Annotated in this window: 23 protein-coding genes; 13 read left to right on the top strand and 10 right to left on the bottom strand. The window is 38.7% G+C overall.

Annotated elements, in window-relative coordinates; genetic code table 11:
- Positions 1-5: 5 nt before the first annotated feature.
- On the top strand, positions 6-764 hold the full coding sequence (locus FCN14_RS04020; protein WP_138429795.1) for a lysophospholipid acyltransferase family protein: 759 nt from the start codon (positions 6-8) through the stop codon (positions 762-764).
- Positions 765-797: 33 nt separating this feature from the next.
- Here the strand turns inward: FCN14_RS04020 and FCN14_RS04015 are convergent, their stop codons facing one another.
- Both FCN14_RS04015 and FCN14_RS04010 read right to left on the bottom strand, forming a co-directional pair.
- On the bottom strand, positions 798-2,009 hold the full coding sequence (locus tag FCN14_RS04015) for an exo-alpha-sialidase (RefSeq protein ID WP_138429794.1): 1,212 nt from the start codon (positions 2,007-2,009) through the stop codon (positions 798-800).
- Positions 2,006-2,404 carry a hypothetical protein gene (locus tag FCN14_RS04010; RefSeq protein WP_138429793.1) on the bottom strand — a complete coding sequence of 133 codons (399 nt, stop codon included), beginning with the start codon at positions 2,402-2,404 and terminating at the stop codon, positions 2,006-2,008. The genes FCN14_RS04015 and FCN14_RS04010 overlap by 4 nt, the downstream gene beginning before the upstream one ends.
- Before the next feature lie 59 nt (positions 2,405-2,463).
- Here FCN14_RS04010 and nei point away from each other — a divergent pair, with 59 nt between their 5' ends.
- The 3 genes from nei (at position 2,464) to FCN14_RS03995 (ending at position 4,322) form a co-directional block, all read left to right on the top strand.
- Positions 2,464-3,291, top strand: a complete 828-nt coding sequence (gene nei / locus FCN14_RS04005; RefSeq protein WP_138429792.1) for an endonuclease VIII — start codon at positions 2,464-2,466, stop codon at positions 3,289-3,291.
- 19 nt (positions 3,292-3,310) lie between these two features.
- Complete coding sequence (locus FCN14_RS04000; RefSeq protein WP_138429791.1) at positions 3,311-3,760, top strand: DinB family protein; 450 nt, start codon at positions 3,311-3,313, stop codon at positions 3,758-3,760.
- 67 nt (positions 3,761-3,827) lie between these two features.
- Positions 3,828-4,322 carry a putative metallopeptidase gene (locus tag FCN14_RS03995; protein WP_138429790.1) on the top strand — a complete coding sequence of 165 codons (495 nt, stop codon included), beginning with the start codon at positions 3,828-3,830 and terminating at the stop codon, positions 4,320-4,322.
- Between the two features lie 99 nt (positions 4,323-4,421).
- On the opposite strand, the gene FCN14_RS15690 is transcribed toward FCN14_RS03995, so the two are convergent.
- The 5 genes from FCN14_RS15690 to FCN14_RS03975 all read right to left on the bottom strand — a co-directional run bounded on the left by FCN14_RS15690 (position 4,422) and on the right by FCN14_RS03975 (position 8,585).
- Positions 4,422-4,598, bottom strand: a complete 177-nt coding sequence (locus FCN14_RS15690) for a hypothetical protein (protein ID WP_171032745.1) — start codon at positions 4,596-4,598, stop codon at positions 4,422-4,424.
- A gap of 57 nt (positions 4,599-4,655) precedes the next feature.
- Positions 4,656-4,880 carry a translation initiation factor gene (locus FCN14_RS03990; RefSeq protein WP_138429789.1) on the bottom strand — a complete coding sequence of 75 codons (225 nt, stop codon included), beginning with the start codon at positions 4,878-4,880 and terminating at the stop codon, positions 4,656-4,658.
- A gap of 520 nt (positions 4,881-5,400) precedes the next feature.
- A complete protein-coding gene (locus FCN14_RS03985; protein ID WP_138429788.1) occupies positions 5,401-6,000 on the bottom strand; it encodes a hypothetical protein in 600 nt (199 codons plus the stop codon).
- 78 nt (positions 6,001-6,078) lie between these two features.
- On the bottom strand, positions 6,079-7,008 hold the full coding sequence (locus FCN14_RS03980) for an acyl-CoA desaturase (RefSeq protein ID WP_138429787.1): 930 nt from the start codon (positions 7,006-7,008) through the stop codon (positions 6,079-6,081).
- A 134-nt stretch (positions 7,009-7,142) separates the two neighbouring features.
- Positions 7,143-8,585 carry a carboxypeptidase-like regulatory domain-containing protein gene (locus tag FCN14_RS03975; RefSeq protein ID WP_138429786.1) on the bottom strand — a complete coding sequence of 481 codons (1,443 nt, stop codon included), beginning with the start codon at positions 8,583-8,585 and terminating at the stop codon, positions 7,143-7,145.
- Positions 8,586-9,334: 749 nt separating this feature from the next.
- On the opposite strand from FCN14_RS03975, the gene FCN14_RS03970 reads away from it, so the two are divergent.
- The 8 genes from FCN14_RS03970 (at position 9,335) to FCN14_RS03935 (ending at position 19,676) form a co-directional block, all read left to right on the top strand.
- Positions 9,335-9,766: a hypothetical protein gene (locus tag FCN14_RS03970; protein ID WP_138429785.1), complete on the top strand. Its 432-nt coding sequence runs from the start codon at positions 9,335-9,337 to the stop codon at positions 9,764-9,766.
- A 121-nt stretch (positions 9,767-9,887) separates the two neighbouring features.
- The gene (locus FCN14_RS03965) at positions 9,888-11,228 is read left to right on the top strand and encodes a type II secretion system F family protein (protein ID WP_138429784.1); all 1,341 of its coding nucleotides are present in this window, start codon (positions 9,888-9,890) and stop codon (positions 11,226-11,228) included.
- Positions 11,229-11,400: 172 nt separating this feature from the next.
- Entirely contained in the window at positions 11,401-13,173 is a 1,773-nt protein-coding gene (locus FCN14_RS03960) for a GspE/PulE family protein (RefSeq protein ID WP_138429783.1), read from the top strand.
- A gap of 101 nt (positions 13,174-13,274) precedes the next feature.
- Positions 13,275-13,778 (top strand): cyclic nucleotide-binding domain-containing protein, encoded by a 504-nt coding sequence (locus FCN14_RS03955; protein ID WP_138429782.1) that lies wholly within the window; start codon positions 13,275-13,277, stop codon positions 13,776-13,778.
- A gap of 171 nt (positions 13,779-13,949) precedes the next feature.
- On the top strand, positions 13,950-15,200 hold the full coding sequence (locus FCN14_RS03950; protein WP_138429781.1) for a type IV pilus twitching motility protein PilT: 1,251 nt from the start codon (positions 13,950-13,952) through the stop codon (positions 15,198-15,200).
- Positions 15,201-15,223: 23 nt separating this feature from the next.
- Entirely contained in the window at positions 15,224-16,900 is a 1,677-nt protein-coding gene (locus tag FCN14_RS03945; protein ID WP_138429780.1) for a PilN domain-containing protein, read from the top strand.
- 15 nt (positions 16,901-16,915) lie between these two features.
- Positions 16,916-17,788 (top strand): type IV pilus inner membrane component PilO, encoded by an 873-nt coding sequence (locus FCN14_RS03940; RefSeq protein WP_138429779.1) that lies wholly within the window; start codon positions 16,916-16,918, stop codon positions 17,786-17,788.
- Positions 17,772-19,676: a secretin GspD/PilQ domain-containing protein gene (locus FCN14_RS03935; protein WP_212747560.1), complete on the top strand. Its 1,905-nt coding sequence runs from the start codon at positions 17,772-17,774 to the stop codon at positions 19,674-19,676. The genes FCN14_RS03940 and FCN14_RS03935 overlap by 17 nt, the downstream gene beginning before the upstream one ends.
- 36 nt (positions 19,677-19,712) lie before the next feature.
- On the opposite strand, the gene FCN14_RS03930 is transcribed toward FCN14_RS03935, so the two are convergent.
- Complete coding sequence (locus FCN14_RS03930) at positions 19,713-20,813, bottom strand: alanine racemase (protein ID WP_138429777.1); 1,101 nt, start codon at positions 20,811-20,813, stop codon at positions 19,713-19,715.
- A gap of 60 nt (positions 20,814-20,873) precedes the next feature.
- A complete protein-coding gene (locus FCN14_RS03925) occupies positions 20,874-22,094 on the bottom strand; it encodes a dipeptidase (RefSeq protein WP_138429776.1) in 1,221 nt (406 codons plus the stop codon).
- 156 nt (positions 22,095-22,250) lie between these two features.
- On the opposite strand from FCN14_RS03925, the gene FCN14_RS03920 reads away from it, so the two are divergent.
- The gene (locus tag FCN14_RS03920; protein WP_138429775.1) at positions 22,251-23,633 is read left to right on the top strand and encodes a M28 family metallopeptidase; all 1,383 of its coding nucleotides are present in this window, start codon (positions 22,251-22,253) and stop codon (positions 23,631-23,633) included.
- Here the strand turns inward: FCN14_RS03920 and FCN14_RS03915 are convergent.
- On the bottom strand, positions 23,630-24,142 hold the full coding sequence (locus FCN14_RS03915; protein ID WP_138429774.1) for a hypothetical protein: 513 nt from the start codon (positions 24,140-24,142) through the stop codon (positions 23,630-23,632). The two genes, FCN14_RS03920 and FCN14_RS03915, sit on opposite strands and share 4 nt — an antisense overlap.
- Positions 24,143-24,264: the final 122 nt, after the last annotated feature.

Raw genomic sequence — 24,264 nt, 5'->3', positions numbered from 1 at the left:
ATATTATGTGGGAAGGATTGAAATCCCTGCTAATTTGGTTGGGTGTTGTTTTGTTGATCTTACTATGGTTACCACTGTTGGCAATAACCCGTTTCTTCGACCGAGATAAGGCACATTATCGTACCGGAAAGCTGTTTAGAAAATTGGGACATGCGATATCAAAAATTAATCCGAATTGGCAGATCAGTATTACTGGCAATGTTGATATTGACGACCGTGAGCCCTACATAATGGTTTGTAACCACCTTTCGCAAGCTGATATCCCATTGATTTCTAATTTACCTTGGGAGATGAAATGGGTTGCAAAAAAAGAACTATTTGATACCCCCGTAATAGGATGGATGATGAAACTGGCCGGTGATATTTCTGTAGATAGGAGAGCTGCAGACCGTAAAGAAAAAACATTTGAGCAGGCTCGTTTTTACCTGGAAAAAGGTTGTTCGGTTATCTTTTTCCCTGAGGGTACTCGTTCTCGAAATGGTAAGCTTAACGCATTTACGCGCGGAGCTTTTGAGCTGGCAATCAGAGAGCAGAAACCTATTTTACCAATGGTAATAGACGGAACCCAAAATACCCTGCCCAAAAGAAGCTGGAAATTCGGGATGGCAAAACAAATAAAATTGAAGATACTGGAACCCGTTTCTGCAGATAATTATGATATACAAGATACACGGGCATTTTCAGAACACATCCGTAATCAGATCTTGAATCAACTCTCTGAATGGCGAAATAAAGAAGCGGAAGAAATCGACAACCTTGCCTAAGTAAATAGTCGTTAGCTGCTGGAAAATAGTTTTTTAATCCTTTACCGGCAGCGTTATTTTTTTTGTAATAATAGCCGTTTGGGCAGTATCAGCTTTTGTCCAGGCAAAAATGAGATGGTCTCGATGGCGTTCCATCCGTGGAAAACCGGTCTTTCTACTTCTTTTTATTTCGTCAATAGTTTGGTGGCTTACAACCTCACCGCTACTATTAATAGCTTTGAGTTTTAACCGTGGCTTGCTTTTTCCTTCTTCGACCCACGATACGTATATATGTTCATTGTGAAGCACTGCATCAACACGACCTATTGAAGTATGATTATTCAATACAATGGGTTTGCTAAAATTATTAGCGCCATCAGTTGATATTGCTACTTTGGCTTTTGGTTTATCGTTGGCACCGGTATGCCATGCAACTGCAACAATATCACCTTCAGCTACTACACTGGGACCATTTACCGGGCAAGCAGCTATTTTCCAATCATCTTCATATACAGCCTTGGGTTCCGACCATTTATGCCCATCAAATCGGCTGATCTTAATATCCCTTATTTCATCATCGGTGCGGTTCCTATAGGCTATAATAGCCCCTTCCTGGGTAGGTACAAGGGATGTTTGGCAACAATCACAAACAGCATTATCTATTACAAACTTTTCTCCTATCTTTCTGTTCTTGTTGATAATAGCTCCCCGCAGAGTCATTGCTTTGTCAATGTCATAATATTCATTTTCAGATCGGTTGGCGGTCTGCCGCCCATCAAGCCATACAGCTAAAATCGTAGATTCATTCCACGGGACCATTGACACAAAACCGTGCTCAGTAGCAGTACTGTCGAGATGGGGGACGACGGCTGGTTTCCACTTACCATTGGCCGTTACTGTAGAAATGTTCACATTATATGAATAAGTGCCGCCTTCTATTTTGTTTAACCAGTGGGCAGCCATGGGTTTGCCATCATGAGCAATAATGGAGGGGTAGTCTGCCCAGTTTACAAACCATGAAGAATCAGTGGCTATAGTTTTAGGAGTACTCCAGCTGCCATCCATGTATTGAGAATATTGTAAGTTGCTTCTTTCATCTTCTTGATGTAACCAACTCATAAACAGTACATCAGAACTACTGTATAGAAAGGGATATCGACTGTTTTCAGGTGCAGGGTTTTCAAAGGCTGAATGGTTATCTTGAGTAGGAGCGCAACCCCAAAAGGTAACTCCAACGATTAATAAAGCAGTTAACTTTAACTTCATGATGTTGTACCTTGCAACTGTTGTATTTGTAGTTTATATCCGAAGAATACCCCTGTAACCCTGAGTGCAGGAGCTGTTATTAGGTACCAAATGGGTTCTCGTTCGTTTAACATTGTGTAATTTGTTAACCCAATAATAACCAGCAGTAAAATGAGACCAAGGGTAGCCAGATGTTTTTCTTTATCTGCAATGGTGCTGGCAAGTAAGCCCCCAAATAACCCGATAGCCAACTGTAATGCCGTTATTCCAGCTGTCCATGTTACAGATGGTAAGTTTGCTACTCCACTCAGGGTAATCGTTGATTTAAAATAAAAGGATACTATCAGGTGTACAAAACCATTGGTAGCTGCTATGGAAAAATAACCGGCAGCTATTGCTATCATGGATCGAATCATAAAACCGTTGAATTGTAATTAACGTACTATAAATTAAATTTAAATACTAAACTTTTATTATGCCCGAAGGTCCTGAAATTTGGAGAACCGCTGATTTATTAACTGAATATCTGCAAGATAATACTATTACTGACCTTTATTTCGCTTTTGATGAATTAAAGGATTACGAATCAAAGCTAAAAGGGAAAAATATAAAAAATGTTGAAGCCCGGGGGAAAGCGATTCTTACCTTTTTTGAAGGGGATATCGTAATGTATAGTCATAATCAACTTTATGGTAAGTGGATGTTCAGTGATAATGGGCAACAACCTGATACAAACAGGTCTTTAAGAGTAGCAATCCACAATGAAGAAAAATCTGCTTATCTATATTCCGCTTCTGAAATTGAGATGCTTGATAAACAGGATATATCGGCACACCCTTATATAAAGAAGTTGGGGCCTGATGTTTTACATCCGGATACGACCTATGATGAAATTTTAGCTCAGTTCACTTCTGATGAGTTTAAAAATCGCAAGCTTACGACCTTATTATTAGATCAGGGCTTTGTAAGCGGAATTGGCAATTACCTGCGTAGTGAAATTATGTTCTATGCTAAAGTTAATCCCCACAAGAAGCTTCGGGAATATTCTAAAGAGAAAAAAGAAGCGTTAGCCGAAGCTACAGTTAAGCTGACGGTGCGTTCGTATGAAACCGGGGGGATAACGAATGACCCTTCTATTGTAGAAGCACTGAAACGGGAGGGGGCAAGCAGGTCGGAATTTCGTCACTTTGTATACAAACGAACCGATGACCGCTGTCACAAATGTGGACGTGTCATAGAAGAGGAAAAAACCGGGGGAAGAAAAATTTATTTCTGTCCCAATTGTCAGTTAGAAGAGTTTTAACATAAATGAGGATCAAATTATGAGCTCAGTCATTGAAGATCTGCACACCCTTTATAAACGTGATTTGAAGAGGCTTATAGAGAATCTAGAGGTTATACCCGAAGCCAAGCTCTGGGAAGTCCCGGAAGGTGTTACAAATAGTTGTGGAGTATTAGCACAACACTTGGTGGGCAATCTCAACCATTTTATAGGTCATGGAATGGGAGGTACCGACTATCAACGAGATCGTGAACAAGAGTTCACTAATACTGGGAAACCCAAAGAGGAGATAATTGCACAGGTGAAATCATTACGGCAAAAGCTGGATACGATTTTTTCATCGTTAGAGGGAGATCTAAAGGAGGATTTTTCTCTTAATTTACCCTTTGGAGATACTAAGAAAGGGGCGCTTCTTCATTTATATGGTCACCTTAACTACCACTTGGGACAGATTAATTATTTGCGCAGAATCATCTCTAAAAACAGGTGAAAAGAAGCTCACAGAATGATACCTTTGGACTCCTGAAAATTTGAATTTCAAATGAGAACTGCGTTCAATGAAAGATAATGATTTTTTAAAGCCAGGCGATACTATTGCCCACAGTAATAAGCAGCTGATGGAATCTCCTGAAGTAGAAAAGATTGCCGAAATGGTAATAGAGCGGGAAAGTTTGGATTTTGGTCCTGCTGAAATAGGATACTTCTTGGTATATCCTAACCTGTCAAAGTATAAAGCTGCTAAATGTAAAAAAGCCTCTCGAGAGGTTGAATATTACTCGGGTAATAACTATCTGATTGAAATATCCGGAGAAATGTGGGATATGCTCGATCAAAAAACTCGGGAAATGGTTGTTTTTCACCAGCTGTTACATGTTGATCCTGTGTATAAGGCCAAGAATCAGGAATGGAAGATGAAAGTCCGTAAGCCGGATTTCTCTGATTTCTATGAGATTAATGATAAGTATGGTAACGATTGGTATAAAACAGTACAGGCTACCGTATCGTCACTCTATGACTTGGATCCCAAGCGTGAAAGTAAAGTGAATCTTTAAGAAATGATGGTCCTTTGTAGGTGCAGCATCTAAGCTGCACCTTTTTTTCTAAAGTTTTTAAAATAAAGAACGATGGAAAGGTTGGTCTTACAAATGCCTCTATTCCTCTTCTTCAAAAAAGCGCATTTCAAGGGCTTCCAATCGTTGTTCTAATCGCATGAGCTTTTGTAGAATCAGCACATGGGTTTTTCCGGCATCAATACCTACCGGACTGTCTTCACTTTCTATCTGTTCAAGAATTTCTTTGTACTCTTTGTCTGAGATATTAAGATTCATGACTATTTAATTTTTTAAAAGGAGATTGCCAATTGGATAATAAGGGCGTAGTGGTTGTTATTTTACGTTATAGCCTTCATCCTTCAGATATTTGCGTACTTTATCAACGTGATCACCCTGAATTTCTATCGTTTTGGCATAACTGGTACCGCCGGCACCACATTTCTGCTTCAGCTTTTTTTCCAACTTTTCTATAACCTGTGGGTTGTGCTGAATATTACTGATCATTGTAACCGTTTTTCCTCGACGTCCGCCAGTATCTAACTTTACTTTGATAGCCATAAAACTGCTTTAAAAAGTTAATTGATAAATTGCTTTGTGTTTCAAGTCGAAGATAGCAGATACACCCATGGGTTACAAGTTGAAGGTATGGGGTAAAACGTGTTTTCTAAAAGATTATCGTACTTTCTACACTTGGGGTATAGATTTGTTTTGCTAATAAAAAATATTGGATGGATGGTACAGTCATCTTGTGAAGATTGTTATTTGTTGAGAGGTTTATCAATCCGTTATAATTTGAACGGAGTACCCATCTACTACTAGAATAGCGTTTATACCCAATAACTATCGCGCAGGAACTAGATTTGTGCAGTAGTAATATTGTCTTTGAAAGTCTTTCAAAACCATAATGGCACTGGTGGGACAATAGTGCTATTGTAGCTATATTTTTTATAGATCTATTGAATAGAAATAATAAGTATTAATCTTTTAAAGAAGACAGGCGGGAAGCTTTTTTGCAGCAATAACAAAAGCGGTAGCCTTGAATGGCCACCGCTTTACAAGTAAAGCAGAAGTTGTTAATCTAGGTAATTTCCAAATCTGCTTTGGGACGTTTGGTCTTAAGGTCATTACCATTGAAGGAATAATTCTTTAGGTGCCACATAAATCGTTTGAACGTAGATTTGGGCAATTCAAAAGATACAATGGATTGAGCAGCACGACGCAATGTTTTGTCAGCGTCGATGTATTCGGGAATATCAACAATAACCAATCCTTCGAAGGCTTTTACCTTTTTAAGAAAATGTCGCTCTTCCGGCGTGGCATATTTAACGCGAGAGTGAGTATTACCGGTATAGACACCACAAAGTTTGTCTCCATTATCGAAATATAGAATTTCATCCGACTCTTCCAGCCCTTTAAAGAAGTGGTCCAGCTGTTCAAATGTTTCGGATTCAACACGCCCTACAAGCTCAGAAGTATCAATAAATTTAACTTCTCGGTCGAGAGTTGAAGCCAAATCTTCTAATGCAATTTCTTTGTTAGGTTTATAAGTCCCCAAAAAAAGGCATAGATGATGGTGCTTATTGTCAATCTCACTGACGAGATGCTTTTTGAGTTCATCAAAAGAAGAGTCGTTGTATGATACGTCTTTAAATTCGTCGGCGGGTGTTTCAATATCCATAGATCAATAAAATCAAACTAATGCGTTAATGTAATCGAATGAGGTAATATAAATATATCTTGGATGATTCTATAGTATTTATCGTCCTTGGGGATGTTCAATAACTTCAGGGGGACGTTTAAAAATCTTATTTTCTGCATAAACTCTTTTGGGTGGAACGCGCAAGTCCCAAACTAAACGAAACCAAGAAAGTATTTTAAGAGCATAATGTGAGATATCAAATTCCCACCAATAAAAGCCCTGTCGTTCAGAGGAAGGAAAGCGGTGATGATTGTTATGCCATCCTTCACCCAATGTTATTAAGGAGATGAACCAGTTATTACGGCTGTCGTCATTTGTTTCGAAACGGCGTTTGCCAAAAACATGAGCAAGAGAATTGACTGTAAAAGTACCATGATAAAGTAGCACGGTACTGATAACAAAACCATATACAAGAAGCTGGAAGCCGGAGGTACCCAACGAAGGGAAATATGCGTTGAGAAGTTCTCCCGCCACAAAGGTGCCTATAGCTAATTGAATTGGGGGGATGAGGTGGTATTTGTTTAAATATTTTAGCTCTGGAAATTTCTTTAAGTCTTTAACCATTTTGAAATTAGTATCCTTAAAGCGATTACTCAGTATCCATCCTACATGTGACCACCAAAAACTTCTTTTCACAGGGGAGTGAACATCTTTTTCCGTATCGGAGTGCTTATGATGATGACGGTGGTGAGCAGCCCACCACAAGGGACCCTTTTGCGCCGAAGCGGTACCTAACCAAGCAAGTACAAACTGAAAAGGGCGGGATGTTTTAAATGAACGATGCGAAAAATAGCGGTGAAAACCGGCAGTTATACCAAACATTCTAATAGTATAAGTAAACACAAGAGCAATAAGGGCTATCCAGCTAAAACCAACGAAGAAAATAAGCAGACAGCTTATATGTAAAAGAATAAAAGGTATCCCGCTTACCCAGTTTATATTATCAAGATCTTTGTTGTACTCCTCAGGAGTATAAGGCGCTTCCATATATTAAATATTGTTGTAATTATTTTCGAGGCCAAATATAATAATTGTTGGTTGTTTATAGAAAGTAGGATTTATAACAAAAAAGAAAAGCCCTGCCGTTTGAAAGCAGGGCTTTTGGATATTGAATTAGTAAGCTATCGGGTTTTTGAGCGGTCTCCACTAAAGGAGCGTGATACTTTCACTCCTTTTGGAGTTTCAACAGTGATGGTTATTTGGGTTCCTTGGGTATTAGATTTTTCATCATCTACATCTGCTACGGTAAATTCAAAATCAGTAACTCCAGGACCAGGCAGCAGGGCATTGGGAATTTCAATGCCACCCCCTGTTATTTCCAATCCTTCAGCAACTTCAATGGACACGGTAGTACCTGCAGGCAGTGGGTTATCATTTTCGTCGGTAACCGTTAAACTAAAATTGACACTGCTGTTCGCTGCAATTGAAAAGGGGGCAGGAGTCAATTCTATATCATTGTATGTTGGTCCCCCAGAAAAAAGTACTGTCTCTTTTTTGGTAATCTTTTGGTCAGCTTCATTGAAAGTGCTGGCTGTTATTTCTGCATATCCATAGCCTAATGTCGGATGGTTGTTAAGTAGTGATCGGTCTCCACCTGAAATGAGGTCTACGGTAACAAATCCATCTTCATCGGTATGTCTGGTATTAGAACCCTGAATAATGCCGGCAGTAGTTTCAAAGTATACGGCTGTACCCGGTTTTACGGGGTTGCTGTATTTGTCACCTACAATAACGGTTATTTGATCCCTGACACCATCAAAATTGAGTCCCTCAAAATTACTTTTTTCAACCGACATACTGGTACGATCTGCATAAGGGAACCCACCGTGAATAGCAATAGCCACCGGTTTAGAACGAATGGCAACGTTGATATCACTGCGTTGAATTAAGGCCTGTATTTTAACCACTCCGGCAATTTTTCCTGCAGAGATATTAGATGTCGCTTTTCCGTCTGCATTTGTAGTTACCACCTCAGGAGTAATGCTTGCATCAACACCATTGGGGTTTTCAATGATACTGAATGCTACCTCTTCAGAATGGTCAAGATTGATAGCTCTACCTGCCGAATCACGTACAACAAATGTGAATGAAGCATTTGTTATGCCCCCTGTTTCAGCAATATTTATGCTTGTTCGACTCAGGCTTGTTAATTCAATAGCATGAGCACCACCGGCTTCGCCGCCAACGCCATCGTCTCCGCCTCCATCATCGCCACCGCTGTCTTCAGACGTTAGTCGAATAGTAAGATCATCCACACTTTTACCAGCACCTATCTTAAATTTTGTGGTGGCGGTTTGGTAAGTTGGTTTTGACACTTCAAGGGTGATATTTGCTGTTTCAGCAATATTGACATCAAAGGAAAAGCTTCCGGATGAATCAGTTTCCGCTGAAGCAGCAAGGTTTTCCGGGGATGTGATCTCTACCAGAGCATCCTGGATTGGAGCACCATTCGCTTCTTCAATAACCTGGCCAGCAATAATAGAAGAATCAGAACCCGATTTACAGCTTTGAAGAATAAATGCAAGGAGAACGAAAGGGAGTAAAAAAAAGAGACGTTTTTTCATTTTGTGTATAGTTTGGTAGATGATGAATTAATAGCATCCTAAGTAAGTAGGAGGTCTATGAACCAACGTTGTTACTAATATTAATAAAATTTAACTTTTCTGTACAGGCTAACCTTTAAACAATGTTGATAACATAATTATATGTTTCTGGTACAGATATAACAATTTTTAAATCTTTAATTCACACATAATTAATGTTGTAATCAGAAAGTTGAAAATACAGTATATAAAAAATTGCATTTTAATTTAGAATTGCTCTGTTTATGGGCCAAAATATTTCAATTAATACCGTGGGATACTGGTAAAAATAAAATGTTTTTACTTTAATTATTGTTTTGAAATTTCTCTAGAAAAGAACAAATTCGGAACGAAAGCTTGTTCAGGTATTGAAAAATTAACTTATAGGAAAGGTTTTTGCAGCAAATTATTTTTGTCAAATGTCTCAATAAGCGCCGTTTATGTCATGATGGGGAGGTCTAATTAGCAAATATTAAAAAATCTTAATATATATCTTGCATTTATTTAATGAAGCCTTAATATTGTTAATAGAGCATTTGCAGATCGTTTAAGATATCATAACTTGTAGAATGCTAAGCAATGGGTTAATCATATAAATGACAATTTAATTTGTAACAAATATACTTTCTGACACTCTTGCTTTTGAGCTGACGAATTACTCGGTGTTCATAAACTTTATTTATAAAGAATGGTTTCATAAATAAACAATCATCTAATAAACAGGTAAAACCATGGGACAACAACAACTCTTACTCGTAATTCTTGTAACGATTATCGTAGGTATTGCGACTGTCGTGGCTATTAACACATTCTCAAGTGCTTCTGACAGTGCTAATCTAGATGCTGTTCGGCAAGATATGCTTTCTATAGCATCTTCTGCCCAGCAATACTATATGAAACCTCAAGCACTTGGCGGTGGCGGTAACTCTTTTACTGGTATAAGTATCGATAATTTGGGTGGCGTACCCGGAGATATAAGCGGTAGTTATATCGTAAATGCAAATGGTACATATGAAATTGCGGTTACTTCCAGCGGTGACAGCTTGGAAATTACCGGTTATCCATCTAGTCAATCTGGATATTCTGAAGGAGCATCGAACAGTAATTCTATTGTAGGAACTGCTGGTGCTGATGCTTATGCTATTACTACGACCTACAACTAATAGGTATTGGGTATAATAGGACTAATTTAAAGGCTCTCCCTCTGGAGAGCCTTTTTTATTAAAGGTATTTTTGCTTAACATATTAATTGGTGGGAAAGCTTTAAACAACAAGATCTAAAACATGGCTGATTTCAGACTTACTGCTGTTTCTCCAAAGGGCAAAAAAATAAAATCGGAATTTGAGGCGGATAGCAAAAAAGAGGCAAAGAACAGGGTAGAAAAACTATCTCGAAAAAATGGGTTTAAAGTTAAATCCATTGATAAAAAACAGACCTTCCAATATAAAGTCCAAAAAGGTGCAAAGGATCCTGTTACTGGAGAGCAGGAAGCTTATACCAAAGAAGAGGTTGAGAAAGCGCTTGTTAAGCTGGGATATAAGGTTATTCGGATTAATAAAAAGTGGTTTGACTTCAAAGGAGGAGTTCCGCAAAGTGAGGTTGTTACCTTTATTAGCTTAAGTGCAGACTTGCTTAATCAGCAGCTTAGTTTTGATGAGATTTTAGACCTTCTGTATGAGGATACCACAAACAAACGGATGCGGGAAACTATCAGTACCATCCAGAAAGATCTTAAAGATGGGAAAGAAGGAGATGAGGTCTACGGCAAACACAAAGATGTATTTGGAGAGTTTGCAGCCTATATGCTGAGTGTTGCCTCTACCAGTGGTAATATGGCCCAGGTCTTTGAAAGTACTGCTAAGTTTTTGGAGCGCGATGCTGAATTTAAAAAGAACTTGCGTCGTTCACTATTGATGCCGGCTATTACCGTTCTGGCAACTATTGGAGTAATACTGTTTTATGTGGGCTATATTTTCCCGGCTACTGCTGAGGCTTTTGTAGATATGGGCATTGAATTGCCCCCAATGACCGCTGCAACATTGGAATTAAGTTACTGGTTGCAGGCAAACTGGATTATCTTAACACTTTCATTTGTGACACCGATAACTGCTGCTTGGTATTATTTGACTCAAACGCCAAAAGGGCAACTCTGGAAGGATAGGAATATTATCAAAATACCCGTTATCGGTGATTTGATGCATAAAACCAGTATTGAGATATTTTCACGCGTATTTTATACCCTCTACAGCGGGTCTGGACAAAATATTGAAGTAATAAAAGTAGCGGCTGAGGCTTGTCGGAATAAATACATGGAGAAACAGATTAAAGAAGTAGCTATAAAAATGATGTTGAAAGAGGGGGCGGGTCTTATTGAGTCTCTGAAGGCAACAGAGGTATTTACTGACACCGCTATAAGCCGTTTTAAGCTAGGGGCAGAATCAGGGGCACTTAAAAAGAATGCCAGGCAGCTTGCACAATACTATGAAACGCAGACTACCTATAAAATGGAAACAGTTATTGATATGATTAGCTTGGCTGTAAACCTATTTATTATGGTTGCATTGATTGGTATTACTATCGTTTCTGCAGAGTCTGCACTTATTAAACCTAAGTCAGGGGCCTAGATATAGTTTAGACCTTGTGGGGATTGAATGCGATTATTACTACATGGGGTAAAGTCGAAAGGGTAATCAAGCCTGGAGTCCATAAGTTTTTTACTTACATTTGGGCTGTTATAATGTATATTAGACGGTAAGTTTCATTGTTGGTTCCAGCAGAAATCGTTGTTTTTTATAAATGGGTAAAGTAAATACACGCAAACATATTGGCGATATCCTTGTAAATCGAGGTATTATCTCCGAAGAGCAACTCAATGAGGCCTTGGCCATCTTGCGCGAGGAGCCTGATTCTTCTAATCGAAGGATTGGCCAGATCTTGTATCAGGATTTAGGTATTGACCGGCATACGGTAATGAAAGAGGTCGCTTCTATCTATGCTTTTGATGAGGTTTTTGCTGATAAGGATGAAGTTGAAGATGATGTAATAGAAAATATAAAAAGCCATATTGATGAACTTCCTTCCGAGGTCATTGATGAATTGGTTCACCAAAAAGCAGTTCCTTTAAAGAAAGGGAAAAATACGCTCACTATTGCAGCTGCAGACCCTTCTGATCCTACACTTAACAATATTATAAGTAAACTTAACTTTAGGCAACATCAGATTGTCTATTGCCGATATGAGTTGGTCGAACAGATTCTCACGCAGGTTTATGAGCAGAAGAATGAGTTTTTGGACCTTCTTGAAGAGATCGAATATGAAGAGCCTGATCTTGAAGAAGAAGATGATGAGATTAATGAGGAAGAAATAGATGCGGAAATTAACCAGAGTATGCTCAATTCTCTGGTTGAGGGCTTCTTGGTAGAGGGGGTTCGCAAAGGAGTAAGTGATATTCATATTGTACCTTGTGGACCAACATCAACGGATATCAGGTTCAGGATTGATGGTAAGTTGGAGTTATGGCATCAGCAAAATAATGTGAAGCCGGAAGCGATATCTGCAGTTGTTAAAGATAAAACACGTAATGTTGATCGTTTTGAGCGTGATGCTTCTCAAGATGGCTTTATACAGCGTATCGTAGATAACCACAGCATTCGATACCGTGTTTCTATTATGCCGATGGTGGGAGAGCAATTTGATCGGAAATTTGAATCTATTGTTATCCGTATTCTCGATGACAGAGAAGTGATTACTGACCTTAATGTACTGGGTCTGCAAGAAAAGGCGAAAGACGATTTTGTAAAAGCGATTGAAAAGCCTTCCGGTATTGTTATTGTAACAGGTCCTACAGGAAGTGGTAAGTCGACTACACTTGTTGCTGCATTATACTATGTGATCGACCCATCGGTAAATGTTCTTACAGTTGAAGATCCTGTAGAATACCTGATAGAAGGGGCAAGACAGTTGAAAATTGGAAATCACATGAGTTTTGATCTTGCTATGCGGGGTATTTTGCGTCATGACCCTGATATTGTACTTGTTGGTGAGATCCGGGACCTTAAAACAGCAGAAATTGCTATTAAACTTGCCAATACTGGTCACTTGACCTTTTCAACACTCCACACCAATGATGCACCAAGTGCTATTTCACGTTTGTATAAGATGGGAGTTGAAACATTCCTTATTGCCAATGCAGTAAATCTTATTATGGCACAGCGGTTGGTTCGTACGCTTTGTGATGAGTGTAAAGAAGAATATGAACCTCATATAGAAAGTGCCAAGGGGATAGGATTTACCGAAAAAGAATATGAAGAGACTACATTTTATCGGCCGGTAGGCTGTGATAAATGTGGTAATGGGTATAAGGGACGAACCGCTATTATGGAAGCCCTGTATTTTGATAAAGAAATTCGAAAAATGATTCTTGAATCCGGTGACGAAATTGATGAGGTTGCGATAAAAGAACATGCTATGAGTCAAGGAATGTTGAGTCTGCGCGGCTCGGGCCGGGAACGTATTAAAAATGGCCTTACCACTATAGAAGAAATTGCAGCAATTACAATAGAGGATTGACTTTGCATATAAACATCGTTCTATTGGAGCAAATACTAACAGTAGAAATAATCGAATGTGTTTTGATGGGGTTAGCACAAGTTTAAATTCGGAGTACAGTTATGACAACTGAAAATCAAGCAGAAAAAGAGGCAGCACCAGAATATATACGGCAATTCCTAAAAGAACCACCGTTGTTGCTCAGAAACTTCCACTATGAAGATATTATGGAGTTTTTGAATTTGGGGCAGCTAGAAAAGTTTGTTCAGGATGATATCATCATTAATGAAGAGGAATACGTTAATTCTGCCTACCTGATAGCAGAGGGGAAGGTGTCTATTTGGAAGGATAATATACAGTTAGCTACTCTTTCTAAGGGCAACTTTCTAGGAGAAACATTTCTTTTCAGCAAAAATAATCGGATGGCAAAGGTAGTGTCAGAAGGGGATACCCAACTTTTAAAGTTTGAACGATACGAAGCCTTAAACTTCTTTCGTAAGAAGCCGGAAAAATTGTTCAACATCTTCACACGTAATATTATTGAAATTCAACAGAAGAAGATCAGTAATATGAATATTCAGTTATTACAGCTAAAAAAACGTCTGCTAGACGATACCAGTTGGTAATAGTAAAAATATATTTGGAAATATTAAAAAAAATTAATGTTTTAGAGTGTAGTTAGGTCCAGTACCCATTATAAATATGGAGATAATGGGGTATCCCATTTATTTTGTAACAAATAGGGCATTGGTCTCTCTTTATTAGTGAATTATTATCAATAAAATATGCAATAACAGATGGAAGTAGGGGTACAAGTAGATAGAGCAAAAGAAATTATTACGCCGCTTTCCGAGCAGTTAAAAGCTAGCTCAAAGGGATTGGAGCGCCATCAGGAAATTGGGGCTCTTGTAGACGATTTACCCCAGGAAGTACGAAGCGAATTACAAGATGTTGTTGAAGGGTTACTTAATAAGATGTTCGAAAATGATGCTTCGGATATTGATTTAGGTGGTCCGGGTTGTGATAATAAAGTTTGGTATCGAATCCATGGCGATAAATCTCCTGATAAGAGTGCACCCGAATTTACGTTAACCGAAACTGATTTTCTCCTTCATAATTTAATTATGCCCAGCCAACGTGAGCATCTGCTGGAGAATCGTAATTTAGATTTTTCATACTCCATAAATACTGGTGAAAAGATTTCAGATGCCAAACGGTTTCGAGCAGATATGTACTTTGATCTTGAACATCTGGCGCTTAACATGCGAAAGATTGATGATACTATCAGGCCTTTTAAAGGACTAAACCTACATCCTGAAGTTGCCAAGGCTTTAAGTCTAAAGTACTTCAAATATGGTTTAACGCTGGTAACCGGTATTACCGGTTCTGGTAAATCTTCAACGCTCGATACTGTTATAGATGCAAATAATAGAACGGTTGATTCTCATATCGTAATTATTGCATCTCCGGTTGAGCTTATTCATAAGCCAAATAAATCAGTTGTTCGACATCGTGAAGTCGGCCGTGATGTTAAATCGTTTAAGGAAGGGGCTATTCAGGCACTTCGTCAAGATCCGGATATTATTGTTATTGGGGAGCTTCGGGATCCGGAAACGATTATGACGGCCCTTGAAATTACTGATTCTGGACATAAAACTTTTGGCACTTTGCATACAAGCTCAGCTATGGAAAGTATTGAGCGTATATTGGGTGAGGTGCCTGTAAATGAACAAAACCGGGTACGAACTCGCCTTGCTGATGTACTTACATGCGTTATTAGTCAAAAGCTTATTCCTTCACTTGACGGTAAGCGTGTTTTGGCAAAAGAAGTGTTAGTCGTTACCAGTTCTGTAAAAGCTGCTATCCGAAATAATAATATTGGGGAAATCTACCAGATGTTGATGGAAGGTAGTTCGAAAGGTATGAATACAATGGAGCAAGATCTGAAGCGGTTATACGACGAAGGAAAAATATCCAAAGAAGAAGCGATTAATAACGCCAATAATAAAAAGCGTCTCAAGCAGCTAATTTCAGAAACTGAATATTAATCTATAGCGGATTATTTAGCCCGATGTTTGGAAATAAAGAATATATAGGACTCACCATACAGGATGATGCCATCCGAGTAGCACGGATTCGTATGGACGGTGGTACGCTGAAACTAATCAAGATCGACAGCTATTCACTGGTCGAAAAGATTAGCAGCGATACTAGCTCAGAAGAGCATGAAAAACCCGAAGATCGGTTAGAAGATCAGGATGCCGATTCTATATTTGGATTAGAAGAGGAAGATCAAGATGAAGGGGAAGATATCGATTTTGAAGGCCTGGAAGAAGAGGCCGATGATTTTGCTATGGATATGGTTGAAGAATCTGAAGAAGCTAAATCCAATGAGTTGTTGGTTTATGATCTGCTTACCGATCTGGATTCGGATAAACTTCATTTAGGGCTGAATGTACCGGCCGGAGATACAATTTTTCAAATTATCAGAGATACAGACTTTAGTGAGGTCAAGGAAAAAGACCTTATTGAAGATCTCGAAGATAAGCTGGAATCGATCTATGGCATGCCTAAAACAGAAGATAACTACTCGTATGAAGTCAGGGAAGATGGGTCCCTGTTATTAGCATCTATAGATGATGAGTCTTCTACGCTTAAATTGATTAATAATGTTCGGGAGCTCTATTCAGGTAAAATAGCTATACAGAACATTATTCCGGATGAAATTGCCCTGGTTGGATTAGTTCGAGCCAACTATGAACTGGATGCTGATGAAATAACAGGCATTATACAGTTTGGGAAGGAGCAGTGCAGGGTAGTATTTATGAAAGGGGAAGAGGTTTGGCTTGTTTCACCTATTATAAATGAGGGAACATCTAAAAAATCGTTTTTAAATACTGTTTTTAGTAAGATTTTATTCCAGCTAGATACTGGAGAGGTTCCAAGCCTTGATCGTATTTTGTTGACCAATAATAGCCGGGGAGATCAGGCAGTAGAGTTTTTTGAAGATAACTTCCCGGATATTCATGTCGAAAATTTCACGTTCAAGGAGGAGTTTTTTGATCTTGAGCATGTTGATCCATCTTCAGTATCCTCTTTTACAACCGCTATTGCAGCTGCTATATCAGCTTCGGGGGCTAAAGATGAATATTTTCCTGAAATCTCTTTTGTACCAAAATATGTTAAAGACCGGCAAAAGATTTTTCAACTTCAGTGGCATGGGATGCTCATTTTATTTTTAATTTTTCTGGCACCAATTACTGTCAACTATTTTTATACACAGAATGCTCAGCAAATTGAGGAATATTCCAGAGAAATAGATCAGATGGAATCCCAAATAAAAGAGCTTAATCCTGTTGTGGCCAGTTCGAAAGAGCTACAAAATGATCTGGGGACTCTCACCGAAAAACTTGTAATGCTAGATACTTTGGCAAAGGGTAGCCGAGAATGGGCCACTAAACTTGAAATTCTTAATCAAGGTATACAAAAGGTAGGCAGTAGCTGGCTTACCTCTTTTTCAGAACGAGCTTCTGAAGGAGTATTCATACAAGGATATACGTTATATCGATCTAGAGTACCTCAAATTATTGAAATTTTTGAAGAAGCCACATTAATGGATGTCAAAAACGAAGTGGTCAGAGAACAAGATGTATACAATTTTTCTATACTGATTAAGCAATTTACTGCTAACGATTCATTATACTCTCCTGCTACGCCGGAAGAGGTTCAAAATCTAATTGAAAAATAACAGGAAGCAGTTTTTATGTCCTACGGAGTTAGAAATACGTTAATATTACTGTTTGTATTGGCAGTCTTTATCGGTGGAGGCTGGGGATATATCTATTATTATCAAAAACCCCAGATCAAAGAGTTAAAAGGTGAGCTTCAAAAAACCCGGCAAGAACTTAACAGTAAACAGCAAACAGCGGATCAGTACCCCATACTGCAAAAACAATACAAAGAGGCAAGGTCTTTTTTCAATAACTATAACAAAGCGTTGTATCCAAATAGTAATGAAGATTTGGTTTATGAATTCTTAAGCAATGTAGGCACAGGTTCTGCTTATACAGATTTCTCCTTTAGTTTTACTGATTCAACGACTTATGGGCAGTATGGGACCATGGAAATGTTGATTGAGGGAGAAGGCTATTATAGAAATGTGAATAACTTTATACGTCAGATTGAATTGAGTAGACCGCTTAATAAAGTAAGCAAGGTGGATATGAGCCCCATCAATGAGCTCGAATCTTATGGAAAAGTGAAATTCAATTTTATCCTAACCAGTTTTTATGACCGCGTGAAATTACTAGGGGAAGCTGATCTATCTATTACCAATAATCTATACGGATCGGTACATAATCCGTTTTTCCCTTTAATTCGATCGATAGAGCCTAATGAAGATAATTTAGTTAATGTAGAGTCTAGTTCTTTAATGGCGGTAAGTAGTAATCAGATTTTTATGATTGACCAAAACGGAGTTATGAAAAAGCTGTCTATAGGCGATGATGTTTATTTGGGAGAATTAACACAGATTAATGTAAATGAGGGTTCTGCCACTTTTAGGCTTAATAGAGGTGGTATTATTGATCAACTAACCTTGCAGGTTAATAAAGATGAAAATGAAAGAAGTAATTAATATGAGATTGTCTAGATTGAAAATATTTACATCACTTTTATTTGCTACCCTGCTTATTTCTGTTTCTTTAGCAAATGCTCAGAATAGAGATAATTTACCTGCAGAGTATCGAGAATACACAAATCCAGAGGAGGTGGTTACTTTTGATCGAAGTACCTCTTTTAAAAGGGCATTGGATGTAATCAATGATTTTGCTCAAAAATTCAGAAATAAAATTGTTATTGATCGTGCCCAAACTGAGGGCAATATTGGTATTTCTGTTCCCCCAATGCACTGGATGGATGCCTTAAAACTTATCTTAAAGGTTAAGAACAGGACACTCCTTGACAAGAAAGAATTCTATGAAATAGTAACGATTCAATCTCAACAGAGTCCAGCTCAGCAAGCTAAAGCATCAGGTGGTGGGGGCCAAGGAGAGCAACAAGGTCCAGTAGCTACCACAGGAACACAGGAAGTACGTATCAATGCTATCTTTTTTGAAGGTAATCGCCGGGCACTGCAAGAAATCGGGGTTGATTGGTCTACCATCTCAGAAAATGTACCTAGTTCCGTCTTGGGAGGCGGTGACGGGGGTAGTGGAGGTGGCCGTGGAGGTGGACAAGGTCAAGGTAGTCAGATTCCAAGCTCAGAATTTAATGGCACTGGACCTTTTGTTCAGGTCAATTCAAAAGGTGCACAAAATGTTTCTCAAGAGGTTTTTAATGCTATCGTAAATGTTGGTGAGATTGGGAATACCGGTATTAATGTTCAGGCTTTATTTAGTGCGTTTGAGGCAGATAACCTTGGTGAGATTTTAGCCTCCCCAACGATTAAAGTAATGGATGGAGAAGATGGCCGTATCCAGGTAGGCCAAGATTTTTCTATTAAGCAACGTGATATTGCCGGTAATGTGATTGAGGATTTCTTTAGTGTTGGTACAATCTTGGAAGTTACTCCGAAAGTAATTGAACAAAATGACACTACTTTTGTACACCTTGATATTGTAGCTGAACGTTCAACAGCGCAACCTGATCCCGTGAGTACAATTATTAACAAGCAACAAGCTTCAACTCAGGCGCTGCTGCTGGATGGAGAAGCTACGGTTATTGCCGGTTTGTATAGTACTGAACAGTCGGAGGTACGAAGGGGTATTCCAATATTAAAAGACTTGCCACCATGGTTTTTTGGTCTCCGTTATCTTTTTGGGTATAACTCCAGTGATACCCAAATGCGTGAGCTAGTGATTTTATTGCAAGCTGATTTAGAGCCCACAATCCCGGAACGTATAGATGAAGACGGTGATTACAAGGATAAATATGAGGTTCTGCAGGATGAGCGTCAGCGGATGCGCAAAGAAATTAGAGAAAGTCAAAAAGCGAAAGAAACAGATGCCGGTTTTGATCCTGAAGAGCTCGAAGAGGATAATCAGGATTCTCTGGAAAAAGAGGTTAAGGAACAGCCGGAGATGGATGAACAACCTAAAACGGATCCTTCTACTGCTGAGGATGAAGAAGAAAAAGTTGAGCTGAAAGAGGAAGCTGAAAAAAAAGAGCCAACAATAGCTGATCCAGAGGTTAAAACCGAGAAAGTAAAATTAGATCTCGGAGGAGATCAGAACCTAACGGCAGATACGCTTGATGTTAAAATGAATCATCAAGAAACTACTCAACCTACTGCACCTAAAAGTTATTACATTATCGGAGGTGCTTTTAAAAATGTAGGTAATGCAGAAGATTATAGAGATCGATTAGTTCAGCAGGGATATGGAGATGCTGTGGTCATTAGAAAACAAGGAAATGGATGGAGGTTTGTAGCCTATAATGCCTTTGAGAAGCTTGATAACGCCCGCAGAGCACTCAAGGATATCAAAGAAAAGGATAGTGATGCTTGGTTATATCGAGCGAAATAAAGCTTGATAGGAGTACAAATTAATATCTGTAGGTATCTACCGCGTTTTACGCATCTGCTGTATAATCTTGCCTTGGGCAAGTTTATAGTGTTCCATTAAGTTTGCTGTAAGGCAAGAATGGACAGGGGCAATATAAACAGTATCCCCAATTTTATAGTGTTTCATATCTTTGGGGTCGAAACGTACAATACCGTGTTCCTGTGATAGCGATACAAGGTAGGCTGGATTATGGGGGAGTTGCCAATGATCATCGGATGGAGTTACCAATTGGCCATAGTGAGTGATATTTCCTTCTCTTAACTTTTCCTTAGAAAAGTGTATTGCTCCACCATGAATAGCTACCTCATTTCTTTTGGGATACCGATCTACAATAGGACATGCCATTACTACAGCAATATCAGCAACCTCACAACTTCCTATTTGTGTTTGCATAAGGTCATAGAATATAAAGTTGCCGGGACTAATTGCATCAATTCCGGTAAATGATTCAGCAATTGAGCAACAGGGAGTATCACCAATACATATTTCAAAGGTATTTGATAAGAAACTAAACCTTTCTCTTAATGCTTGAGCTTGCTTTAAAACGGATTGATGTACCTTGCTGATCTCTGCCTTCGAACGTGCTTGGTAAGAGTGTCCCGGGTGCGAATAGAAGCCCGTCCATTCTAATTGTTTTGTAGATTGAATAGCAGAGATGAGATCGTTGATCTGTTCAGTATTTTCCGAAGGTATACCTGTTCTATCTGCACCGGTATCAATTTCAATATAAGCTTTAACAGGGTGGCTTAGTGATTCTGATAGTGAATTAGCAACAGTTTTACTGTTTATTAAGATCGTAATATCAACTTGGGCTGCCAGCTCATTTAAAGCATGAGATTTATTCGGATTTGCGGGAAAAGCAATAGTGATATCCTTCCAACCAGCCTCAACGAAGTATTGTGCCATCTCAATGGAAGAAACGGTAACAGCATTCACCCCTTCCTCTTTTATCCACTCTCCAACCGTTTTTGATTGATGGGTTTTCATATGAGGTTTTAGAACGAGGTTGTGAGCTCTAGCTTTTTCAACCATCCTGTGGAGGTTAGCTTTACAAACGCTTTGGTTGAGTAAAAGGGTAGGGGAAGAAATCGGTTGCATGATTATATAGTTGGTATAATAACCCGAACACTACAGTTGTGGTCGGGTATTTAATCAGAATTATTGAGGTTGTTCGGTCTGCATCTGTTTAGATACTTCTATTACTTTATTCCAAACTCGAAAGATATTACCTGATGCAATATTTTGAATATCTTCTTTGGTATAACCGCGGTTCAGCAGCTCTTTAAATAGGTTGGGATAAGTTGACACATCTTTTAGGCCGGTGGGCAGAGTAGGGCCTACACCATCGTAGTCTGATCCCAATCCTACGTGTTCAACACCGACCAGTTCAACGACGTGATCGATATGATCTGCAACTTTCTCAACGGTACTGAATTTAAAATTCTCTTGGAAGTATTTTCTCTGAAATGACTCAGCTTCTTTACTTCCGCTTTTCAAGCCTTTTTCTTCCAATTTTTGAGCGATCTCATTTCTTACTTGTTCGATGCTGTTTTGAGAGATACTGTCGAGAAAAGTAGATCCGAAATTAATCATTATCACTCCGTCATTATCTGCTAGTTCTTTAATGAGCTCATCACTCATGTTACGCTCAAAACCAGGGGTGAAATGCCGACAGGAAGAATGAGTAGCTACTACTGGAGCCTTTGTAATTTCTATTACATCTTGAAACGCTTGGTCAGTAATATGAGATACATCAACCATCATGCCCACACGATTCATTTCATTGACGACATCCATACCGAACTCACTTAACCCTTGGTGTGTATTTGCAGTAGTATCGTAAGAGGAGTCGCTTATTTGATTGTCCTTAGAATGTGTTAAGGTGATGTATCGAATGCCCCGATCGAAAAAGTATTGTACATTTTCCAAACTGTCTCCTATGGGAGCTCCATTTTCCATACCCATAGGCAGGGATATAAGTCCCTTATTAAATTGCGATTTAATCTCTTTGGGAGTGTTGGCAATGGCAAACTTATCGGGATTATCAGTCGCAATACCTTTAACCATATCAATCAAACTATCAGCCACGGCTTTGGCACCTCCTGTTTTTTGGTATCGGGCTGGAATGTATATCGACATAAAAGGGGCATCTAGTCCTCCTTTTTTAGCTCGCGGATAATCAAAGTCCCCACTTTCTGTTTTTTGAGAAATATCTTGCCAGTTACTTTTTAGCCTATAGGGTACATCTATATGACCATCAACAATAATAAATTCTTGCGCTAGCTTCTGAGCTTGCTGCATATGATTTTCGGAACTTGAGCATCCGACCATTAAAAGAACAGCAATACAGAAAAGAGAAAGTTTATACAATGATTTCATACAATGGCAGTTTGTTAAAATTTTATGCTTAGATGTTGCCCAAATAATTATTGTTTTGCAAATGATATAAAAGCTTTTACAACATTTATGTACAGAGTCCTTTATCCTTAGGTAAAAGTTCTCTTAGGAAACTCTTCCAAATCATAATTAAAATTCATGTTTCTCAGAAAATATTTATTGGTATTGATCTGTTTTACTCTTGGAATAACAGGAGGGTGTAATACAGAGAAAGCAGACAAAAAAGCAAAGTCTAAAGATCAGCTTTCAAAAGTATTACATGAGATTTCTGCAGATTCTATTGAAAAAAATATTCGTAAGTTAGCTTCCTTTCATACTCGTCATACAACCTCTGATACCACAAGTGATTCTGTTGGTATAGGGGCAGCCCGCCGATGGATTTTTAAGAAGTTTAAAGAGTATCAAAAAAGGTCCGGTAACAGGTTAAAAGTTCAGTATGATCGATATGTTGAAACTGAGAACAGTAGGATTGAAGAACCAACAGAAATTGTGAATGTGGTTGGGAAGTTACCGGGCAAACAACTGGAAAGTAAAGATCGAATTTATCTTGTTAGCGGACACTACGATTCGAGGGTGTCAGATATTATGAATGATTCCAGTTATGCCCCGGGAGCTAATGATGATGCTTCCGGAACCGCTGCTGTTATGGAACTGGCCAGGGTGATGTCGCATTTTGAGTTCGATGCTACTATTGTATTCATGGCTGTTGCCGGTGAAGAACAGGGATTACTTGGAGCTAATCATTTTGCTGAAAATGCAAAGAAAAGAAATCTCAATATTGCAGCAATGTTTACAAATGATATCATCGGCAATACGATAAAAAGAATTGATGGGAGTGTACACGACGATGAAGTACGGGTGTTTACACAAGGTATACCGGCTGATAAAACGCTTTCTGACTATCATCGGATGCTATTATATACCGGGGGCGAAAATGATACTCCTTCAAGACAACTTGGACGTTTTATCTACCGGGTGAGCCAGAACTCTAATATCGATTTGGATACTAAGATCATTTATCGAAAAGATCGATATTTGAGAGGGGGAGACCATTCAGCTTTTTTGGAAAAGGGATATCCGGCAGTGCGTTTTAGTGAGCCACATGAGTACTATGAACGACAACACCAGGATGTACGGCTAGAGAATGGTACTCAGTATGGTGATTTACCTAAATTTGTAGACTATCCTTATGTTGCCAAAGTAACAAAGCTTAATGCTGCAGCTCTTGCAACATTAGCTAATGCTCCTGCACGTCCCCAAAAGGTTGGTATTAATGTTTCAAAATTAGAAAATAATACTACATTACGCTGGGAAGCAGGGAAGGAGCCAGATCTTAAAGGATATGAAATAGTATGGCGCCCAACCCATACGGCTTTTTGGAAAAATAAAAAATTTGTCGGTGATACAACCCAGACTACTATCAAAGGGGTTTCAAAAGACAATTACCTGTTTGGGGTACGTGCTGTCGATCGAATGGGGTATAAAAGCCCTGCTGTTTACCCATTGCCATATAGAGATTAAAGAGGAATGGATTCATCTATTTCTACAGACTGTAAAAAATCTTTGATCTTTTTTTGATCTGTTGCCTCAAAAAGGAGGGGACGCCCACTAAATTCAAAAAGAAAAAGCTCACGCTGGGTATCACTGAAGTTAATTTTGAAAACTACTGTCTTGGGTTGTATGTAGGCAATCAAAGGGTTTTCCGATGGTGCCGCAGATGTTATTTGGTTGATGGTATCGATTTCGAACTGCTCTTCCTGAATAATAGTATCTTTTTTTCGGTAGCTCACGACTAATAGTTCTTCTGTATTATCTAGCCTAACCTGTAGGGGACCGTTCATTAGTTTCAGATAGCCTAATACTGTTAAGGCAAAGAATATAAAGGCAAGGAGTCGAAATATGCTACCCCAGAACGGGTCTGTTATATTCCAGAATACAAGGAAAAGAACAATGCTGAGTATTGCTGAAATTACTGTGCCGATCTTCCAGAGCTTATAGGAATGTTCTTTGAGGGTAATTGGTGTTGCCATAAATATGTTTTAATCAGAGATATAAAAATGTAAGTAACAAAGGAAATATGGAAATTTGTGGCAAATAAAATAATGAATTAATTAGTGATCATAAGAATTTGCAAATAATTTATTACCGCCCT

Origin of the sequence: Fodinibius saliphilus (assembly GCF_005869845.1) — a bacterium.
GTDB classification, from domain to species: Bacteria; Bacteroidota; Rhodothermia; order Balneolales; family Balneolaceae; genus Fodinibius; species Fodinibius saliphilus.
This window is presented reverse-complemented; position numbering and strand designations above follow the sequence as displayed.

Excerpts from the sequence above, each read along its gene's own strand:
- FCN14_RS04020 (WP_138429795.1), top strand. The coding sequence starts at position 6 with ATGTGGGAAGGATTGAAATCCCTGCTAATTTGGTTGGGTGTTGTTTTG.
- FCN14_RS04015 (WP_138429794.1), bottom strand. The coding sequence starts at position 2,009 with ATGAAGTTAAAGTTAACTGCTTTATTAATCGTTGGAGTTACCTTTTGG.
- FCN14_RS04010 (WP_138429793.1), bottom strand. The coding sequence starts at position 2,404 with ATGATTCGATCCATGATAGCAATAGCTGCCGGTTATTTTTCCATAGCA.
- nei (WP_138429792.1), top strand. The coding sequence starts at position 2,464 with ATGCCCGAAGGTCCTGAAATTTGGAGAACCGCTGATTTATTAACTGAA.
- FCN14_RS04000 (WP_138429791.1), top strand. The coding sequence starts at position 3,311 with ATGAGCTCAGTCATTGAAGATCTGCACACCCTTTATAAACGTGATTTG.
- FCN14_RS03995 (WP_138429790.1), top strand. The coding sequence starts at position 3,828 with ATGAAAGATAATGATTTTTTAAAGCCAGGCGATACTATTGCCCACAGT.
- FCN14_RS15690 (WP_171032745.1), bottom strand. The coding sequence starts at position 4,598 with ATGAATCTTAATATCTCAGACAAAGAGTACAAAGAAATTCTTGAACAG.
- FCN14_RS03990 (WP_138429789.1), bottom strand. The coding sequence starts at position 4,880 with ATGGCTATCAAAGTAAAGTTAGATACTGGCGGACGTCGAGGAAAAACG.
- FCN14_RS03985 (WP_138429788.1), bottom strand. The coding sequence starts at position 6,000 with ATGGATATTGAAACACCCGCCGACGAATTTAAAGACGTATCATACAAC.
- FCN14_RS03980 (WP_138429787.1), bottom strand. The coding sequence starts at position 7,008 with ATGGAAGCGCCTTATACTCCTGAGGAGTACAACAAAGATCTTGATAAT.
- FCN14_RS03975 (WP_138429786.1), bottom strand. The coding sequence starts at position 8,585 with ATGAAAAAACGTCTCTTTTTTTTACTCCCTTTCGTTCTCCTTGCATTT.
- FCN14_RS03970 (WP_138429785.1), top strand. The coding sequence starts at position 9,335 with ATGGGACAACAACAACTCTTACTCGTAATTCTTGTAACGATTATCGTA.
- FCN14_RS03965 (WP_138429784.1), top strand. The coding sequence starts at position 9,888 with ATGGCTGATTTCAGACTTACTGCTGTTTCTCCAAAGGGCAAAAAAATA.
- FCN14_RS03960 (WP_138429783.1), top strand. The coding sequence starts at position 11,401 with ATGGGTAAAGTAAATACACGCAAACATATTGGCGATATCCTTGTAAAT.
- FCN14_RS03955 (WP_138429782.1), top strand. The coding sequence starts at position 13,275 with ATGACAACTGAAAATCAAGCAGAAAAAGAGGCAGCACCAGAATATATA.
- FCN14_RS03950 (WP_138429781.1), top strand. The coding sequence starts at position 13,950 with ATGGAAGTAGGGGTACAAGTAGATAGAGCAAAAGAAATTATTACGCCG.
- FCN14_RS03945 (WP_138429780.1), top strand. The coding sequence starts at position 15,224 with ATGTTTGGAAATAAAGAATATATAGGACTCACCATACAGGATGATGCC.
- FCN14_RS03940 (WP_138429779.1), top strand. The coding sequence starts at position 16,916 with ATGTCCTACGGAGTTAGAAATACGTTAATATTACTGTTTGTATTGGCA.
- FCN14_RS03935 (WP_212747560.1), top strand. The coding sequence starts at position 17,772 with ATGAAAGAAGTAATTAATATGAGATTGTCTAGATTGAAAATATTTACA.
- FCN14_RS03930 (WP_138429777.1), bottom strand. The coding sequence starts at position 20,813 with ATGCAACCGATTTCTTCCCCTACCCTTTTACTCAACCAAAGCGTTTGT.
- FCN14_RS03925 (WP_138429776.1), bottom strand. The coding sequence starts at position 22,094 with ATGAAATCATTGTATAAACTTTCTCTTTTCTGTATTGCTGTTCTTTTA.
- FCN14_RS03920 (WP_138429775.1), top strand. The coding sequence starts at position 22,251 with ATGTTTCTCAGAAAATATTTATTGGTATTGATCTGTTTTACTCTTGGA.
- FCN14_RS03915 (WP_138429774.1), bottom strand. The coding sequence starts at position 24,142 with ATGGCAACACCAATTACCCTCAAAGAACATTCCTATAAGCTCTGGAAG.